Annotated in this window: 15 protein-coding genes; 4 read left to right on the plus strand and 11 right to left on the minus strand. The window is 57.8% G+C overall.

Going from position 1 to position 18,094, the window contains the following annotated elements:
- Positions 1-3 precede the first annotated feature (3 nt).
- Positions 4-1,143, minus strand: a complete 1,140-nt coding sequence (locus tag ACR0LX_RS16430) for an ABC transporter ATP-binding protein (protein WP_480784641.1) — start codon at positions 1,141-1,143, stop codon at positions 4-6.
- 74 nt (positions 1,144-1,217) lie between these two features.
- The gene (locus ACR0LX_RS16435; protein ID WP_480784642.1) at positions 1,218-2,306 is read right to left on the minus strand and encodes a polyamine ABC transporter substrate-binding protein; all 1,089 of its coding nucleotides are present in this window, start codon (positions 2,304-2,306) and stop codon (positions 1,218-1,220) included.
- Positions 2,307-2,462: 156 nt separating this feature from the next.
- On the opposite strand from ACR0LX_RS16435, the gene ACR0LX_RS16440 reads away from it, so the two are divergent.
- The 4 genes from ACR0LX_RS16440 to ACR0LX_RS16455 all read left to right on the plus strand — a co-directional run bounded on the left by ACR0LX_RS16440 (position 2,463) and on the right by ACR0LX_RS16455 (position 7,334).
- Complete coding sequence (locus ACR0LX_RS16440; RefSeq protein ID WP_480784643.1) at positions 2,463-3,119, plus strand: GntR family transcriptional regulator; 657 nt, start codon at positions 2,463-2,465, stop codon at positions 3,117-3,119.
- Positions 3,120-3,232: 113 nt separating this feature from the next.
- Positions 3,233-4,609, plus strand: a complete 1,377-nt coding sequence (locus ACR0LX_RS16445; protein WP_480784644.1) for a glutamine synthetase family protein — start codon at positions 3,233-3,235, stop codon at positions 4,607-4,609.
- Between the two features lie 14 nt (positions 4,610-4,623).
- Positions 4,624-6,018 carry an aspartate aminotransferase family protein gene (locus tag ACR0LX_RS16450; protein ID WP_480784645.1) on the plus strand — a complete coding sequence of 465 codons (1,395 nt, stop codon included), beginning with the start codon at positions 4,624-4,626 and terminating at the stop codon, positions 6,016-6,018.
- A gap of 14 nt (positions 6,019-6,032) precedes the next feature.
- On the plus strand, positions 6,033-7,334 hold the full coding sequence (locus tag ACR0LX_RS16455; protein ID WP_480784646.1) for an NAD(P)/FAD-dependent oxidoreductase: 1,302 nt from the start codon (positions 6,033-6,035) through the stop codon (positions 7,332-7,334).
- Positions 7,335-7,409: 75 nt separating this feature from the next.
- Here ACR0LX_RS16455 and ACR0LX_RS16460 read toward each other — a convergent pair whose 3' ends face one another.
- The 9 genes from ACR0LX_RS16460 to ACR0LX_RS16500 all read right to left on the minus strand — a co-directional run bounded on the left by ACR0LX_RS16460 (position 7,410) and on the right by ACR0LX_RS16500 (position 18,003).
- Positions 7,410-8,213: an IclR family transcriptional regulator gene (locus ACR0LX_RS16460; protein WP_480784647.1), complete on the minus strand. Its 804-nt coding sequence runs from the start codon at positions 8,211-8,213 to the stop codon at positions 7,410-7,412.
- Positions 8,207-9,355 (minus strand): acyl-CoA dehydrogenase family protein, encoded by a 1,149-nt coding sequence (locus ACR0LX_RS16465; protein ID WP_480784648.1) that lies wholly within the window; start codon positions 9,353-9,355, stop codon positions 8,207-8,209. Before ACR0LX_RS16465 ends, ACR0LX_RS16460 begins: the two co-directional genes overlap by 7 nt.
- A 15-nt stretch (positions 9,356-9,370) precedes the next feature.
- Positions 9,371-10,567 (minus strand): acyl-CoA dehydrogenase family protein, encoded by a 1,197-nt coding sequence (locus tag ACR0LX_RS16470; RefSeq protein WP_480784649.1) that lies wholly within the window; start codon positions 10,565-10,567, stop codon positions 9,371-9,373.
- Between the two features lie 11 nt (positions 10,568-10,578).
- Positions 10,579-11,757, minus strand: a complete 1,179-nt coding sequence (locus tag ACR0LX_RS16475; RefSeq protein ID WP_480784650.1) for an acetyl-CoA C-acyltransferase — start codon at positions 11,755-11,757, stop codon at positions 10,579-10,581.
- A 12-nt stretch (positions 11,758-11,769) separates the two neighbouring features.
- The gene (locus tag ACR0LX_RS16480; RefSeq protein ID WP_480784651.1) at positions 11,770-13,863 is read right to left on the minus strand and encodes a 3-hydroxyacyl-CoA dehydrogenase NAD-binding domain-containing protein; all 2,094 of its coding nucleotides are present in this window, start codon (positions 13,861-13,863) and stop codon (positions 11,770-11,772) included.
- 249 nt (positions 13,864-14,112) lie between these two features.
- Positions 14,113-14,469: a cupin domain-containing protein gene (locus tag ACR0LX_RS16485; RefSeq protein WP_480784652.1), complete on the minus strand. Its 357-nt coding sequence runs from the start codon at positions 14,467-14,469 to the stop codon at positions 14,113-14,115.
- A gap of 86 nt (positions 14,470-14,555) precedes the next feature.
- Positions 14,556-15,938 (minus strand): aldehyde dehydrogenase family protein, encoded by a 1,383-nt coding sequence (locus ACR0LX_RS16490; protein ID WP_480784653.1) that lies wholly within the window; start codon positions 15,936-15,938, stop codon positions 14,556-14,558.
- 21 nt (positions 15,939-15,959) lie between these two features.
- On the minus strand, positions 15,960-17,240 hold the full coding sequence (locus tag ACR0LX_RS16495; RefSeq protein WP_480784654.1) for an NAD(P)/FAD-dependent oxidoreductase: 1,281 nt from the start codon (positions 17,238-17,240) through the stop codon (positions 15,960-15,962).
- Between the two features lie 196 nt (positions 17,241-17,436).
- Positions 17,437-18,003, minus strand: a complete 567-nt coding sequence (locus ACR0LX_RS16500; protein ID WP_480784655.1) for a cupin domain-containing protein — start codon at positions 18,001-18,003, stop codon at positions 17,437-17,439.
- Between the last annotated feature and the right edge of the window lie 91 nt (positions 18,004-18,094).

The following is an 18,094-nucleotide window of genomic DNA, read 5'->3' on the forward strand; positions in this document are numbered from 1 at the left end:
CTGTTATTTATCCAGAACAATGCCGGCGGTCTCGGTCCATGAAAGCCAGACGTCATCTTCCCAGGTCAGCGACCGCCGCGCGATACGCCGGTTGTTGGCGGCCTGAGCCTTGACCATGGTTCCGTTCGCTAGCTCGACTTTGTAGGTCGAGATATTGCCGAGATAGGCGATGTCGTGGATCTTGCCGCTCACAACATTTGTCTTGTCGTCGGGGCGTTCCTTGCTGATCGAGACCTTTTCGGGACGCACCGCGAACGTGCAGCGGGCTTCGATGTCCGGCGCGTGCGGGCATTCGGCAACCAGAGGCGGCTGACCTTCGGCCCAGAACAGTTCGATTTTGCCATCGTTGCGCGGTTTGGTGTTGCCTTCGATCAGGTTCACGTCGCCAATGAAGTCGGCAACATAGACCGAGTTCGGCGTCTCGTAGATTCTGGCTGGGGTTTCGACCTGCACCAGTTTGCCGTGATCCATAACCGCGATACGGCTGGCGACAGTCATTGCCTCTTCCTGATCGTGGGTCACGATGACAAAAGTGGTGCCGGTCTTTTCCTGAATGTCCATCAGTTCGAATTGGGTGTCCTGACGCAGCTTCTTGTCCAGCGCGCCAAGCGGTTCGTCCAGCAGCAACAATTTGGGGGCCTTGGCCAGCGCCCGCGCCAAGGCGACGCGCTGCCGTTGGCCGCCTGAAATCTGGTGAGGTTTGCGCTTTGCAAACTTGTCCAGCTGGACGAGCTTGACCATTTCTTCGACCCGCTCTTCGACCTGAGCTTTGGGTATGTTGTCCCGTCTCAGGCCGAACGCGATATTGTCCCAGACGGTCAGATGCGGGAACAGCGCATAGCTTTGGAACATCATGTTCACGGCGCGTTTGTTCGGAGGAACGGCGGCCATATCCTGACCATCAATTGTGATGACGCCCTTGGACGGAGTCTCGAACCCGCCCAGCATCCGCATCAAGGTGGTTTTACCGCAGCCCGAGGGACCAAGCAGCGCAAAGAACTCACGTGGGTAGATGTCCAAGTTGATGTCGTCAATTGCGGTGAAACTACCAAAATTCTTGGTTACCGATTTGAACGATATCAGCGGCGTTGCCTGAGGATCATCCCATGGTGCGAACTCTGTCGCAACAACAGGAGCAGTCATTCCTAGTCCCTCCTACCCAGAAAAATTTACGCCTGCCCGAGTGTGGGCAGGCGATCTTTTATCTATTTTTCACCTCAGGTGCCGGACTTGACCTTGGTCCACAAGCGCGTGACGGACCGTTGTGTCTTGGGGTCATAAGGCGTCGTGGTATAGAGCTTTTCAAGCGTCTCTTCGTCCGGATAGATGGCCGTATCGCCAATCACGTCCTCGCTCAGAAACTCCTGAGACGCTTTGTTGCCATTGGCGTAGTAGACATAGTTCGATGCAGCCGCCATGTTCTTGGCGTCCAAAATGAAGTTCAGGAATTTGTGCGCGGCTTCCGGGTTCGGTGCATCGACCGGAATCGCCATCTGGTCGAACCACATAAGCGCGCCTTCGCTGGGTGCGTTGTAAGCGATTTCAACACCATTTTCAGCTTCGGCGGCGCGGTCGCGCGCTTGCAGGATGTCGCCGGACCAACCGAAAGCAACGCAGATGTCACCGTTGGCCAGCGCGTTTATGTATTCCGAACTGTGGAATTTCTTGACGTAGGGCCGGACGCCCATAAAGACCTCTTCGGTCTTGCCAATGACCTCAGCGTCGTGGCTGTCTGGATCTTCACCCAGATAGGCCAGCGCTGCCGGGATCATTTCGCTGGGTGCATCCAGAAAATAGACGCCGCATTCGGCCAGTTTGGACATGTTTTCGGGGTTGAACACCAGGTCCAGCGATCCGACGGGTGCGTCATCCCCAAGCACCTCCTTGACCTTGTTGACATTTACGCCGATGCCGGTCGTGCCCCACATATAGTTGATCGAATAGGCATTTTCGGGGTCATACTGAACAGTACGCTGTTCAATGACGTCCCACAGGTTGCCTGCGTTCGGCAGTTGTTCGGAGCTCAGCTTTTGGAACGCACCGGCAGAAATCTGGCGTTGCAGGAAAGTGCCCGATGGGACAACGACGTCATAGCCGGAACCACCCGAGAGCATTTTGGTTTCCAGAACCTCGTTGCTGTCGAACACGTCGTAGACGAGTTTGATGCCGGTCTCTTCTTCGAATTTGGAAAGCAGCTCTTCGTCGATATAGTCGGACCAGTTGTAGACGCGCACTTCCTCGGCCCAGGCGGCCTGCGACATGAGTGCAACCGCCAGGACGGCGGTGCCGGACTTCAATTTCTGCATGTGGTTCTCCCTCTCTGAGCGTATTGGTGATCAGCTCACTGTGGTATAATTTTGATCAAAATATGATTCGTTGCAACCCTCTCGAAAAAAATTTGATAAAATTATAGTTGTTGGATAGGCTGCAACCCCGGACGCCCGACGCACGAAAGATGAGAGATGAACCGCTTAGTAGGCAAAAAACCCGAGCACGAGACGATTTACGGCCGCGTCAAAGAAATGATTTTGTTCGGTGAATTCATACCGGGCCAGCCCATTACCATACTTGGTTTGTCGGAAATACTCGGCGCGGGCGTTACGCCGGTCAGAGAGGCGATCCGCAGGCTGACCGCCGAGGGTGCGCTGAACGCGCTGGAAAACCGCCGTGTCGAGGTGCCCGAGATGACCGAGCATCGGCTACGACAGATCAAGCTGGCCCGGATGTCGCTCGAGCCTTCTTTGGCCGTCATGGCAGCGGAAAACTTCCGTGAACAGGACATTGAAAAGCTCGAACAGCTGGACAGGCTGGTGGATCGGGCAATCGAAATAGGCGATGTTCAAGCCTATCTCGAGGCGAATTATCAGTTTCATTTCGTGTTCTATGCAGCAGCGGATGCTTCGATCCTGCAACGTATAGCGGAATCCCTTTGGTTGCAGGTTGGGCCGGCGCTGCGTGTTGTTTGCGGGCGCTTCGGAACCGCAAACCTGTTGGATCAGCACCGCGAGGCAATCACCGGTCTGCGCGACGGCGATGTCGAAAGGGTGCGAACGGCAATCGAAGAAGACATTCGCCAAGGCATGGATGTTGTCGCGCAAACCTTGCCGAAAGCAGATTAGGCGCCTGGGTTGGTCTCGTTCGAAAGGTAGAGATTGACTCATCTAAATTTTTGATCAAAATACCATCAAGTGAAAAGGAGCGCCTCAGTTTGTGGGGCGCTGTGGAGGTTTTGATGGAAAAGGCGAGCCGTAATCAGTGGCAAGACTCTCTGCCTGATGAGTTCGTGGCCTATGCGCAAGGTCGTCGGATCGATGAGGTCGAGTGCATTGTGCCCGACCTGGCTGGCACCTCGCGCGGTAAGGCGATGCCCTGCGCGAAGTTCGATCCGAAAACCGAATTGGCCCTGCCGGTATCTCTCTTTTATCAGACCATCTCGGGCGAATATGTCGATATGGAGATCGAGAACCAATGGCTTGAGCAAGACGTCGTGCTGAGGCCCGATATGGATACCGCCTGCTCGATCCCGTGGTCGCCCGATCTGTCGCTGCAAGTGATCTGCGATATGTTCAATCGCGACGGTTCGCCGTTGGACATTGCACCGCGGACAGTACTGCGACGTGTGCTGAAAGCCTATAGCGATCGAGGTTGGAAACCTGTGATCGCACCGGAGCTTGAGTTCTATCTGACCAAGCCAAACCTCGATCCGAACGAAGAAATCGAACCGCCTCTGGGCCGCACGGGCCGCAAGGGCGCCAGCCGTCAGGTGTATTCGATGGCCGCTGTCGACGAATACGGTGCCGTGATCGACACGATCTATGACTATGCCGAGGCGCAGGGTTTGGAAATCGACACCGTCATTCAGGAAGGCGGCGCTGGTCAGATCGAAATCAATCTGATGCACGGTGATCCACTGCGTCTGGCTGATCAGGTCTTCTACTTCAAACGGACCATCCGAGAGGCGGCGCTCAAGAACGGGGTGTTCGCAACCTTCATGGCCAAGCCCATCCGGGACGAACCGGGCAGCGCCATGCATGTGCATCAAAGCATCGTGGACGCGGCGACGGGGCAGAACATCTTCTCCAACGCCGACGGGACCGCCTCGGATCTGTTCCGCTGGTTCATCGGTGGGTCCCAGAAATACCTGATGCAGGTCGTGCCGCTGCTTGCGCCCTATGTGAATTCATACCGTCGGATCACCGTCGATGGGCAAAGCGCGCCCGCAAATATCGAATGGGCGTCGGACAACCGGACAACAGGGCTGCGGGTGCCACATTCAGGTCCTAACGCGCGACGCCTGGAAAATCGTGTCATCGGCATGGATTGCAACCCTTACATCGCCATCGCGGCTTCGCTGGCCTGCGGAGTGCTGGGTATGATGAACAAGGTCGAACCGCGCGCGGAAGCCAAGAAAGAGGTCTGGGAGGCCGAAGAGCCCTTACCCGCCAGCCTGCGCGAAGCGCTGGATAGTTTTGACGAAGCCACGGAAATTCACGCCCTTATGGGTGAAGAATTCTGCCGCCTTTACGCGGATATCAAACGCGCTGAAAACGAAGAATACCAGCGTGAAATTTCTCCCTGGGAACGTCAGCACCTGTTGCTGAACGTCTGATCTGAGAGGTCGCCATGACAATCGTAGCAAACCATTTGCCCACCGCCGAACTGCAAGCCATTGATGCGGCCCACCACATGCATCCGTTCACGACGGGCAAGGACATCAACCGGAACGGTGCGCGCATCATCACCAGTGCCAAAGGGGTCTGGTTGAAGGACAGCGAAGGGTCAGAGATTCTGGACGGGATGGCGGGTCTTTGGTGCGTGAACATCGGCTACGGCCGTCAGGAGATGGCCGATGCGGCCGCGCGTCAGATGCAGGAACTGCCTTACTACAACACGTTTTTTCAGACCTCCCACGTTCCCGCACTGTTGCTGGCACAGAAACTGGCCGAGCTTGCCCCGGGCGATCTGAACCACGTGTTCTTTGCCAATGGTGGTTCGGACGCGAACGATACCAACATTCGCATGGTGCGTACGTATTGGGCCGAGAAAGGCCAGCCCGAGCGGGACGTGATCATCTCGCGCTGGAACGCCTATCACGGATCGACCATCGGCGGCACCTCGCTCGGTGGTATGAAAGGCATGCACGGGCAGGGCGGGTTGCCGATCCCGGGCATCGAATTCATTGACGAGCCGAACTGGTGGGCGCAAGGCGGCGATCAGTCGCCCGAGGATTTCGGGCTGGAACGTGCCCGTCAGCTGGAAGAAAAAATACTAGAACTCGGCCCCGAGAAAGTTGCGGCCTTCATCGGCGAGCCAATTCAGGGTGCAGGTGGTGTCATCATCCCGCCATCGACCTACTGGCCTGAAATCCAACGGATCTGTGACAAATACGATATTCTGCTGATCGTGGATGAAGTGATTTGCGGATTTGGACGGACCGGAAACTGGTTCGGCTCGCAAACTCTGGGCATAACGCCCGATATCATGACGGTGGCCAAGGGGCTTAGCTCGGGCTATGCGCCGATTGGCGCGTCAATCGTCACGGACAAGGTGGCCGAAGTCATCAACGGCACCGAGTTCAATCACGGCTATACCTATTCCGGCCATCCCGTGGCCTGCGCGGTTGCTCTGGAAAACCTGCGCATCCTTGAAGAAGAAAAGGTGGTTGAGCATGTTCAGAACGTGGCCGCGCCTTATCTCAAGGAAAAGTGGGAAGCCCTTGCTGATCACCCGCTGGTGGGCGAGGCGCGTATCCAGGGTCTGATGGGATCGATCGCGCTGACGCCGAACAAGGAAACCCGCGCGACTTTTGTCGCGGATGCAGGAACTGTTGGCTTAATCTGTCGCGAGCGGTGCTTTGCCAACAACGTCATCGTGCGCCATGTGGGGGATCGGATGATCATTTCGCCTCCGCTGGTCATCACCCGCGACGAAATCGATACGCTGATCGAGCGCGCCCGCAGGTCGCTTGACGAATGTCTCGAGCAAATCCGCTCGGACGGGATTTTCAAAGCCGCCTGAACCGAGAGCATCCGATGGACCTGCTGACCGCAAACGACCGTCAGGGCGAATACCCGAACTCGTACTATGCTGACGTTGCCGAAACACTCGCCCCGTTCCCAAAGGCGCAGGGATCGCTGGAATGCGATGTCTGTGTGATCGGGGCTGGCTTTACCGGCCTGTCGGCCGCCTATCATCTAGCTCTGCGCGGTTATGATGTGGTGGTGCTGGACGCCCAAAGGGTGGGTTTTGGCGCGTCGGGTCGCAATGGCGGGCAGGTCAGCATGGGCCAACGAGTCGATCAGGACGAGCTTGAAGGCATGGTTGGCGACGCGCATGCACATCAGCTGTGGGATATCGGTTCGCAAGCGGTGGATCTTGTGCGGTCGCTGACCAAGCTGCCTGAGGTGCGGACCGAATTCCACGACGGTGTGATCCACACCGTCCATCGGGAGCGGTATCACGTCCACAACATCGAATATGCCGAACATATGTCCAGCAAATACGGCTATGATAAGATACGTCTGCTGGACAAGGAAGAATGCCGCCATCTGGTGAACTCACCGGCGTACTATGGCGGAACGCTCGATATGGGCGCAGGGCACGTCAATCCGTTCGAACTGGTGCTTGGACTCGCCCGTCTGGCGGTGAAATCCGGCGTTCGTATTTTTGAGCAGTCCAAAGTTACAAAGGTCGACGAAGGTGATCCCGCGCTTGTGACGACCGAAGGTGGCACCGTAACGGCGCGCTATGTGGTCATGGGTTGCAATGGCTACCTTGGCGACATGCACAAGCATGTGGCCAAACGGGTCATGCCGATCAACAACTTCATTGTGTCCACAGAACCGATGAGCCCGGATGCGCAGGAACAGATCATCCGCAATAACTATGCGGTCGCCGACAGCAAATTCGTGATCAATTATTTCCGGTTCTCGGACGATCATCGCCTGTTATTCGGCGGTACCGAAAGCTATGGCTACAAATTTCCCTCCGATATCGCCTCGGCGGTGCGTAAACCGATGACCGAGATTTTCCCGCAGTTGAAAGGTGTTGGCATCGACCACGCCTGGGGCGGTACTTTGGGGATCACCATGAACCGCATGCCGCATTACGAGCGGATCAATGGCAACATCCTATCGCTTTCCGGTTTCTCGGGGGCTGGGGTCGCGCTGGGGACATTATCGGGCCAAATCGCCGCCGAGGCGATCGCCGGTCAAGCGGAACGCTTTGACATCATGGCGAAAGTGCCGACCAAAACCTTCCCCGGTGGACCAATGTTCCGTTCACCGTTGTTGGTGCTCGCGATGCTTTGGTTCAGCCTGCGCGACAATTTATGAAACCGGATTGCGCCCGTTCAGAGGTTCTGGTGAGGAATAAGCCAATATTGCGCTATGGCACCGCCCGAAACACCGTCAGCCGCGCATGACCAGGGCGGGATGTTGACCCGTTACCCGGCGTAGTTCCGATACAGCCAGGGCCAGGGCGGGTCCGACCTCTTCTTCTATGCGTTTTTCTGTCAACAGATCCGAGGCTGAGCCAGCCAGGAACGACACAGGTTCGCTCAGATCTGCGGGCCGATAGGGAACTGCGGCGGCGTTGATCTTGTCCGAGTATCTCTCGGACCGGCGCGCCTGAGTAAAGCCATTGGCCAACAGGTCATCCCTTGCCTGTGACCTGACGCGTGACAGCTCCGAACGCTCAGAGGCATCGATCCCCAAAGGGCTCTCGACCAGTTTCTGAAACTCGGCATCGTCCAGCGCCCCCAGAAAGGCCTTGCCGCTGGAAGAGGTCGGCAGCGGCATGCGGTACCCCACATCCAGCCAGATCGCCGGCGAGTCAGCAGGGCGCCAGGCCTTGGTCATCAGCATGCGATGGTCGTCGCGGATGCTGATCGCGGCCAGGGTACCGGTTTCGTCCGCAAATCCCTGCATGATGGGCGAGGCAACCTCGACAAAGGAAAATGCGGCGGCGGCAATGTTCCCAAGTGCCAGCGCAGCTGGGCCCAGCCGGTATTTGTCGTGCTTACGCTTGTGGCTGAGATATCCCAAAGCGCACAAGGTGAACGTCAGCCGCGAAACCGTGGGTCTGGGAATGCCGGTCCGTTCCGAGATCTCAAGATTGCCCAACCCATCATCGGTTGGCCGAAACACCCGCAAGATGGTCAGGCCCCGTGCCAGTGTGTTTGCGTATCGTTTGTCCGAGGTGTCGGTCACCATGCTGCTCTTCGATCCCATCCGGTTTCTGGTCGCAAACTTACAAATCGTTCCAAATGGTAATCAGCATCGCCGAACAGGTGATCAATCATGACAAGCCTGCGGGCAAAAAACGAAAGGGCGTATTCATCGGTCATGCCAATACCGCCATGCATCTGGATGCTCTCCTCGGCCACCAGAGTGCCCACCCTGCCGATCAGGTTTTTTGCGGCGCTGACATGGCGTTCCCGCAAAGCGCGCGGTTGCTCCAGATTACCGGCCAGATTGATCACCGCGGAACGAGCCTGTTCGACTTCGATCAGCATATCCGCCATGCGGTGCTGAAGGGCCTGGAACTTGCCGATCGGAACACCGAACTGCTTGCGTTCTTTCAGGTAATCGATCGTCAGCGCCTTGATGGTCTCCATCGCGCCAAGGGCCTCGGCGCAGATGGCGCAGAGGCCCCGGGCCACGGCAGCCTCGATGGCGCCGTGGGCCGCGCCTGCCACGAGTAGCCGCGCGCCGGTGGGAAGTACCACGTTATCCAAGGTCACCGTCGCCGCAGAATTACCATCGAAATTGGTGTGACCGACACGTGTGACGCCTTTGGCGTCAGCGGGTACCAAAAACAGGGATATCCCGTCTTCATCCGCGACGCTTCCGCGTTCGCGGGCCGATACGACCAATGAATGAGCCTGCGCACCGAATAACACATGCGTTTTGATACCGTTGAGGATCAGCGTCCCGCTGTCTTGCGTCGCGGTGGTTTCAACATGGTTCAGGTCATATCGCGACGCGGGTTCAGTCAGAGCCAGCGTGGCGATATGGCTGCCCTGAATGATCTGTTCCAGCAAATCCGCGCGGCCATCCCCGGCAATCAGCCCGCCTGCCAGAACCGCGGGCAGAACCGGCTCGATCACACCGGCACGGCCGAGCTCTTCAAAAACGACGCTAAGATCGAACCCCGCGCCACCGAACCCGCCCTGATCTTCCGGGAATAGCGCGCTCAGAATGCCCAGATTGGCGAGGTCTGAAAAGATCTCCGCATCGAATCCATGCCCCGAGGCAATCACCTGCTGGCGATGGTCATGGCTGTATTTGTCTGCCAAGAACCGCCTTAGCGTATCGCGCAACATTCGGCGTTCTTCGGTCAGATTGAAATCCATTAGCAAGTTCCCCTTTCAGAGCCCAAGAATGGACTTGGCGATGATGGTGCGTTGCACCTCGTTCGAGCCACCAAAGATCGAAAGTTTGCGCATGTTGAAATAGGTCGGGGCGGCGGCTGCGGCGTGTTCCGGCCCCATGGCCTCGGCATTGTCACCGCCGTTCAGGAAGTCGCTTTGAAACGGCATCGCATCCGGTCCGATAGCTCGGCGCAGCAACGCGGTCAGCTCTTGCCGAATGACGGTTCCCTTGACCTTCAGCATCGAGCTTTCCGGCCCCGGGGCCTGTCCCTGCGCCGCTGCCGAGACAACCCGCAGGTTGGTCGTGGCCATCGCCATCAGATCGATCTCGACCTGAGCCATCCGCGCGGCGAACAACGGGTTTCGGGACAGAGGTTTGCCGCCTGACCGCACCTGATCCGCAACATGTTTCACGGTTTCCAGCGCGGCGTTGGAAAAGCCAACCCCGGCGATATTCGTGCGCTCGTGGGTCAGCAGGTATTTGGCATAGGTCCAGCCTTGGTTTTCCTTGCCAACGAGGTTTTCCGCGGGAACGCGGACATTGTCGAAGAACACTTCGTTGACCTCGGCCTCACCATCGATCAGCACGATGGGCCGAACGGTGACGCCCGGCGTCTTCATATCGATCAGCAGAAAGGAAATACCTTCCTGTTTCTTGGCATCTGGGTCGGTCCTTACCAGGCAGAAGATCCAGTCGGCGTGCTGGCCGAGCGTAGTCCAGGTTTTCTGGCCGTTAACGACATATGAATCGCCATCGCGCACCGCGCGGGTTTTGAGCGAGGCCAGATCGGACCCGGCGCCCGGTTCGGAATAACCCTGGCACCACCAATCCTGACCGTTCAGGATACGGGGCATAAACCGCTGTCGTTGTTCCTCGGTGCCGAAGGCAAGCAGAACCGGCGCGAGCATGTTGAGCCCAAAGGGTACGGTGCGTGGTGCATGGGCCAGACAGGCCTCTTCCTCGAAGATTTGCCGCTGAACTGCATTCCATTCGCAGCCACCATACTGGCGCGGCCAGTTTTGTGCCAACCAGCCGCGCTCATTCAGCAGGCGGTGCCACAGTTCGTATTCGGCCTTGCCCAATCGTTTGCCCAGCCGCACCTTCTCGCTAAGATCGCGGGGCAGGGTGCTGTTCAGCCAGTCCCGCACCTCGGCGCGAAAGGCCTGTTCCTCAGCAGTATGGTTCAGGTCCATCCGGTACGCCCTCAGTAGATTTCGAACAAACCAGCTGCGCCCATGCCGCCGCCGATGCACATGGTGACGACGCCCAGTTTCGCGCCCCGCCGTTTACCCTCAAGCATCAGATGCCCGGTCATGCGCGCACCGGTCATGCCAAACGGGTGACCGATGGAGATCGAGCCCCCGTTGACGTTGCAAATCTCGGGGTCGATCCCCAGACGGTCGCGACAATAAAGCGCCTGAGATGCAAACGCCTCATTCAGCTCCCACAAGTTGATATCATCGACCTTCAGGCCGTGTCGTTGCAGCAAGCGCGGTACGGCAAAGACCGGACCGATCCCCATCTCGTCCGGTTCGCATCCCGCGACGACAAAGCCCTTGAACGCGCCAAGCGGTTCGACACCTTCCCTGGCGGCCAGTTCACTGTCCATCAGCACCAGCGCCGCCGCCCCGTCTGAAAGCTGCGAGGCGTTGCCAGCGGTCACGAAATGACCGTCGCCACGTACCGGGGCAAGTCCTGCCAACCCCTCAAGCGTGGTGTTGGGGCGGTTGCAGTCATCCATGGCAAAGGTCACCTCTTTGCGGGTGACCTCTCCGGTCTCACGATCTTTGAATGCCTGAGTCACATTGATCGGTACAATCTCATCATCCAGCTTGCCCGCTGTCTGGGCTGCGGCGGTCCGCTTCTGGCTTTCGAATGCCAGTTCGTCCTGCGCTTCGCGGCTGATGCCATATCGAGCCGCCACGATATCCGCCGTTTCGATCATCGACAGATAGAGTTCAGGTTTGTTTTCAACGATCCAGCTTTCCTGCGCCTGCGGGGGGCGGGTTGGCGGCATCTGGCTGATGCTTTCCACGCCTGCACCGATCGCTGCCGGGGCCCCTTCCATTACGATGGAATGCGCTGCCATGGCCACTGATTGCAGACCGGATGAGCAGAACCGGTTTACTGTTGCGGCCGACACGCTTACCGGCAAACCCGCTCGGATCACCGACTGACGCGCGATATTTGAGCCGGTCCAGCCTTCGGGATATCCGCAGCCGACAAATGCGTCTTCGATCAGGGCAGCTTCGATCCCGGCACGTTTGACCGCATGTTCGATGACATGTCCACCGATGGTCGCGCCATGGGTCTTGTTGAATGCGCCGCGATAGGATTTGGCCAATCCGGTGCGCGCGGTCGAAACAATGACGGCCTGTTTCATCTGCATCTCTCCTTAACTGTTGAGGTTGGCAAAGGTCCGACCCTCGGCCACCAGTTGTTCCAGCAGCGGCGCGGGTTGCCAGAAGCGTTCGTTCTCAGACTGAAAACGCCGCGTATCTTCCAGGATTTTCGACAGTCCCACCGTGTCTGCATAGTGCATCGGCCCGCCGCGCCAGCGCGGATAGCCATAGCCATTCATCAGTGTGACATCGACATCCAGAGGCCTCAGAGCGATGCCTTCTTCAACGATACGGGCCGCTTCGTTCACCATGGCTGCCATATAGCGGTCGACTATCTCGTCCTTGCCGATCTGGCGGGGCTGGATACCTTTCTCGGTACGCTCAGCGGCGATGATATCCTCGACTTCCGGGTCGGGCCTGCCAGCTTTGGCGCCTTCGTCATAGACATAGAACCCCCGACCAGTTTTGCGCCCGAACCGGCCCAACTCGCAAATGCGGTCGATGAACTCGGGATAGACCTCATTCGGGTCGCGGGTGGGGGCCAGTCGCTTGCGGTTGGCCCAGCCGATGTCCAGACCGGCCAGATCGCTGACCGCAAAGGGACCCATCGCCAGACCAAACCCCGTCAAAGCGGTGTCCACGTCAAAGGGGCTGGCACCGGCCAGAACCGTTTGGTAGATCGCCTTGTTGTAATGCGACAGGATGCGGTTGCCGATGAACCCGTCGCAAACCCCGGCACGCACGGCGATTTTCTTCAAGGTTTTTGCGAAGGCAAATGCCGTTGCGGTGACGTCCGGTGCCGTCGCATCGCCGACCACGACCTCAAGTAGGCGCATCACGTGGGCGGGGGAAAAGAAATGCAGGCCAATAACGTCCTGCGGGCGATTGGTGATCGCGGCAATGGCGTTCAGATCCAGATATGAGGTATTTGAGGCCAATATGGCGCCGGGTTTGCAGATGGTATCCAGCTGGGTAAAGACCTCTTGCTTGACCTCCATGCTTTCAAAGACCGCTTCGATGACCAGGTCTTCCGTGGCCAGATCGGCGTAATTGTCGCTGGTGCGGAAGCGATCTGACAGAATTTCGTCATAGACCTGTTGGCTGATTTTGCCGCGCTTGACCGCGCCTGCCAGAAGGGACGAGACGGTTGCGCGGGCGCGCTCGACTGCCTCGACGTCACGTTCGATCAGCGTAACAGGCAACCCGGCCAAAAGTGCGTTGGTGGCAATGCCTGCGCCCATTGTGCCACCGCCGATCACGCCGATTGCGTTAATGTCGCGCGGTGTCACGCCGTCGACTTCCGGCAGTTTCGAGACCGTGCGTTCAGAAAAGAACGCATGGATCAGCGCCGCTCGCTGGTCGGATTGCATCAATTCCATGAACAGGGCGCGTTCCCGGGCCAGACCTTCGGCAAACGGCAACTCACACGCGGCCTGAATTGCATCCACGCATCTCTGCGGAGCCAGCTGCCCACGCGCCTTTTTTCCAAGTTGCGCGCGCGCTGCGTCGAATATTTCGGGTGCTGCCGCAGGGGCAGATAAGGCGCTGATCGGGCGGGGGCCATTTCCTTCGGACAATATCGCGCGAGCCATCTCAATTCCGGCTTTGCGCGTATCCGTGCCTTGGGAAACGTGGTCGATCAGGCCCATGCTCAACGCTTTTGCGGCTCCGATCATCTTGCCGGAGGTTATCATTTCGATAGCCGCTTCGACCGGGACGATACGTGTCAGGCGCTGAGTGCCGCCAGCGCCGGGCAACAGGCCCAACGACACTTCGGGCAAGCCGAAGCGCGCGCTTTCCACCGCCACCCTGTAATGCGCTCCTAATGCCACCTCGAGCCCGCCGCCCAATGCGGTGCCGTGAATCGACGCGATCACGGGGATGGGCGAAGCTTCGATTTCGTTAATCAGGTCCGGCAAGTAGGGTTGCTGCGGCGGCTTGCCGAATTCTCGAATATCGGCCCCGGCAAAAAAACTGCGGCCTTCGCAGCAGATTACAATCGCTTTCGCGGTTTGCTGCGAATGGATTTGCGCAAACGCATCCTGAAGCCCTGCGCGCACTGCGTGAGACAGTGCATTTACCGGGGGGTTATTGGTCAGGATGATCGCAATTTCGTCTTCCAGAATGACTTGGACAGGGGATGTCACGAGGGTCTTCTCCGACTGCAGGGCACCGAGGGATTGTGATGACACTGGAAGGTAAATCGCTCGGACTATAATTTCAATATGTGAAATTTGATTTGAAAAAATGGAATTTCGAAACTGAAGACACACTATGATCTGCGGTGACAGCGGCTAGGTTTGGTGGTTCCCGCAACAAAAAAGCCTGTGCGCTGTAACGGGCACAGGCGGTAGGTATTTAGACTGGCCAAAAAGCGAGGTGGCACCCCGCCAAGATCAGTTGGCCTCGAAGGCGGCGTAGATCTTGCGCACTGGTGTAACCGATTCCCAGGTGCCGATGAACCCAGCGGGGATGACAAAGGCATCGCCCGACTTGTAGGTCCAGCTGTCGCCGTTTCGGGTCTCGATCCTGACGGTGCCGTCCAATATCACGCACAATTCGTTCTCGTCATAGCTGACGCTCAGCTTGCAGGCTTGGCTGGACCATTGTCCCACATGAAACTGGCCGGTGCTGTCAGAAAAGGCGTTCCAAAGCTGGGTGGCCGCAGTGCCCGAGATCAGCTTGTCCGCCGCGATTTCTGTGGCATCTGCCGGACCCGAGCGGTCGACATTGGTGAGGGTTTGAGTGCTCATTCTTCAGAGACCTTTGTATAAAGCAGCCCGATCTTGCGCCGGACCAATTGGGGCTGACGGTGGCGACATGGATTGCCTCGTGACGACTACATTGACTTCTTCAGATGATAGGATTTCGGCCGTGTCAGCGCGGTGTAGCCCAGGACCGACAGCGTCGTGCCGCGTCCGGTTTTCTTGCAACCGGTCCAGCATATCGCCGGATCGAGGTAGTCACATCGGTTCATGAAAACGGTTCCGGTTTCCAGCTGCGCGCCAATCCGGCCCGCGCGTTCTGCATCGTTGGTCCATAGGCTTGCAGTCAAGCCAAACTCGCTGTCATTCATCAAGGCGATGGCCTCATCATCCGACGAGACCTTCATGATGCCGACCACCGGTCCAAAGCTTTCATCGCGCATCACTCGCATGTCATGGTTCACTTCGACCAGGATCTGCGGTGCCAGATAGGCACCGCCGTCGTCGGCGGGAAAGTTGGCCGGGTCGATCAGGGCCTTGGCGCCGTCGGCGATGGCTTCGCTGATCTGCTCGCGTACCTCCTGCGCAAAGCGGATATTGGCCATCGGGCCAATCGTCGTTCCGTCTTGCAGTGGATTGCCCAGCGTTAGCTTGTTCACCTCGGCTACGGCCTTTTCGACAAATGCGTCGTACAGGCTTTCGTGGACATAGACGCGCTCGATACCGCAGCAGCACTGACCGGCGTTGAAGAATGCGCCATCCATCAGCGTGGCAACGGCGACATCCACGTTGGCGTCGTCCATTACATAGGCGGGGTCCTTGCCGCCCAGTTCCGTGCCAACCGCCGTGAAGGTGCCCGCAGCCGCACGTTCCATCGCCTGACCGCCACCGACTGAGCCGGTGAAATTGACAAAGCCGAAATGGCCTTCGCCGATCAGTTCCGACGTGGTGGCGTGATCGAGGAACACGTTTTGCAACACATCCTCGGGGAAGCCGGCCTCTTCAAACGCCTGAACGATCCGTTCGCCCACGATCAAGGTCTGCGCGGCGTGCTTCATGATGACCGAGTTGCCGGCGATCAGCGCCGGTGCCAACGAGTTAATCGTCGTGAGGTACGGATAGTTCCAAGGTGCGACGATGAAAACGACGCCAACCGGTTCCTTCTCGATGCGGCGTTCGAACTTGTCACTTGCTTCCGCAATAATGGGCTTCAGTGCGTCCTCGGCAATCTCGGCCATGTAGTTCGTGCGCTCGATACAGCCGTTGAATTCAAAGAACTGCGCCTTTGGACGGCCCATCATCTTGGCGATCTCTTCAGCGGCCACATCACGATGGGTGGCCAATTGTTGCATCGCCTTGACCACCAGATCGCGACGCTCGGCAAGCGGGCGGGCGGCCCAGGCCTTGCCTGCGGCTTTGCTGCGCTTGATGCGGTCCTGGGCTTCGTCCTTGGTCATCGTCTGGCGGGTTGCATAGACTTCCCCGTTGATGGGCGAGACACATTTGATTTCAGACATTCATTCAGTCTCCTCTGCGGATCAGCGCAGTTTTTCCTTGAGTTTGTAGTACATCATCCCGACTGCAATCGCCTGACTGCCAAACGCGCGGGTGAAAGGCAGTTTCATGTGGCGAACGTTTTCGTACACCAGAAAGTCGGTCATATCGCCGGTTATCGCCTCGGCCATGATCTCACCCATGATATGGGTCAGGGCGATGCCGTGACCCGAATAGCCCTGAACATAAAAGACGTTGTTGCTGATCTTGCCGACCTGCGGGATGCGGTTGAGAATGACGCCGTCGATGCCGGCCCAACTGAACTCGATTTCAGTCCCCTTCAGGCGCGGGAAAGTACGTTCCATCGCCGGGCGCAGTTCTGCCGCGATGTCCTTGCTGTCGCGACCGGAGTAGTTGGTGCCGCCACCGAACATCAGACGGTGATCGGCGGTGCAGCGATAGTAGTCTAGAATGAAACGGTTATCGTAGACCGCCAGATTGTGCGGGTTGATCTGACGCGCGACTTCCTCGCCCAGCTTGACGGTAGCCATATTGGCCAGCGATGCCGGAAACAGCTTTCCGGCCAGCTTTTTCTGTTCGAGGAAGTGATAGGCGTTCCCGGCGATCAGAACCTTGTCGGCGGTAACGCGGCCATGTTCGGTAACCACCGTGGGGCGCGGCCCGTGGATGATCTTGAGCGCCTGCGAATTCTCGAACACGCGCGCGCCCAGAGATTCGGCGGCCCGCGCCACGCCCACACACAGATCCATCGAGTGGACATGCATGTTGCGCCGGTTCAGCAGACCGCCGCAGTAGATATCGGTTTCCAGATATTTGGGGATGTCTTTGTCTTCGACCAGCTCAAGCATATCGCCCATGCCGCGTCGGACACCCTCTTCATAGAGTGCTTTCAACTCGTCCAAATGGCTGGGCTTCATCGCGGTTTGCAAGTGGCCGAAACGCAAATCGCAGTCGATACCGTATTTTTCGATACGGTTCCTGATAATGTCATGGCCACGCCAGCGCGTTTGCCAGACCAGATCTTCGGCCTGCTCACCCACGGAACGACGGAACTCGCGCGCCATGGCGGCATCACCAGAAAGACTGCCGGTAACCTGCCCGCCATTGCGCCCGGTTGCGCCCCAGCCGATCTGTTTTGCCTCAAGTACAGCGACGCTCTTGCCGCGCTCGGCAAGTTCAATTGCGGTCGCGATCCCGCTGAATCCGCCACCGATGATGGCGACGTCGAGGTCAAGGTTTTCCGACAATTGCGCAAAGCCCGCAGTATCGCGAGCCGTTGCGGCGTAGTAAGAGGTTGCGTGCATCGAGATTCTCAAGTTTTGATCAAATTTAATCAGAAGAGGTTTTCTGCGCAAGCAATCTTTTGAGTCGCCACAAATACGCTAAAAACATAAATAAAATGCCAGATTTAGCGCCCCACAGCCTGAAAGTGGAGTGGAAATGTATGCGTTTTTAATTCTTTGACCAAAAATATCAGTGCGAAAATGGCGGGTCCCGGCCCTAGAATGTCGGTGGCGTACAAGCGCTGACGATCCGGCATTTCTCGGGGCCGACTTGCCGGAAACGGTGCGGCGTGCGGCTATCAAAGTAATAGGCGTCTCCGGGGCCCAGCACCTTGCGTTGATCGCCAACCGTCACCTCGACCCGGCCCGAGATGACAATGCCGCCTTCTTCGGCCTCATGGCCATACATCACGCGCCCGGTGTCGGCGCCTAAATCATAGGTTTCCTCAAGGATCATCAGCGCGCGACCAAAGAGGTTTGATCCGACTTGCCGCAGAGACAATCCGCCCTTGCCGATCTCGGTCAGGTCCTCGGCTGCATAGAACACGGTCTGCTCGGCTTCGATCTTGAAGGAAAAGAATTCGGACAAACTGATCGGTATGCCTTGCAGAATGCGCCGCAAAGCGCCAACCGAGGGGTTCATCTTGCCGGATTCAATCAGCGAAATTGTCGAGTTTGGCACCTCCGATTTCTTGGCCAGAGCGCGTTGCGACAGACCCGCCCGTTCGCGCAAAGCGCGCAGGCGCAACCCAAGAGTCAGATCATCTTCATCGGTGTTCTTCATGTTCAATATCCGCATCACTTGATGAGTTCGCGGACGGTAAATCAACGACTTATGATTCACAAGAAACAGGCTTTCGTCCAAAAGGAGCGGG

The organism is Ruegeria sp. CH11 (assembly GCF_056537105.1).